We start from the raw sequence: 442 nt of genomic DNA, 5'->3' as shown, positions 1-442 counted from the left end.
GGCCGCGTGCGCGCTGTAGCAGCCCGCGCAGCCGGTGGCATGCTCCTTGAGGTGGGCGGCGTGCGGCGCGCTGTCGGTGCCGAGGAAGAACTTCGGGCTGCCGCCGGTGGCGGCCTCCACGAGCGCGAGCCGGTGCGTCTCGCGCTTGAGCACTGGCAGGCAGTAGTAGTGCGGGCGGATGCCGCCCGTGAAGATGGCGTTGCGGTTGAACAGCAGGTGCTGCGGCGTGATCGTGGCCGCGGTGTACGCATCGCTGGCGGCCACGTACTGTGCCGCCTCGCGGGTGGTGATGTGCTCGAAGACGATCTTCAGTTCGGGGAAATCGCGGCGCAGCGGGATGAGCTGCTGCTCGATGAACACCGCCTCGCGGTCGAAGAGATCGACCTCGCTGCCCGTGACCTCGCCGTGCACCAGCAGCAGCAGGCCGGCCTTCTGCATGGCC

Annotated in this window: 1 pseudogene; it reads right to left on the bottom strand. The window is 69.5% G+C overall.

The annotated features are described in order from the left end of the window. Nucleotides 1–442, bottom strand: a pseudogene (locus GVL52_RS32150) (dihydroorotase); the annotation flags it as partial.

It is taken from the genome of Rhizobium sp. 18055 (assembly GCF_902706285.1).
Classification (GTDB): domain Bacteria; phylum Pseudomonadota; class Alphaproteobacteria; order Rhizobiales; family Rhizobiaceae; genus Rhizobium.
Note: the sequence above shows the minus strand (reverse complement) of the source record. Positions and strands in the feature narration are given on the sequence as shown.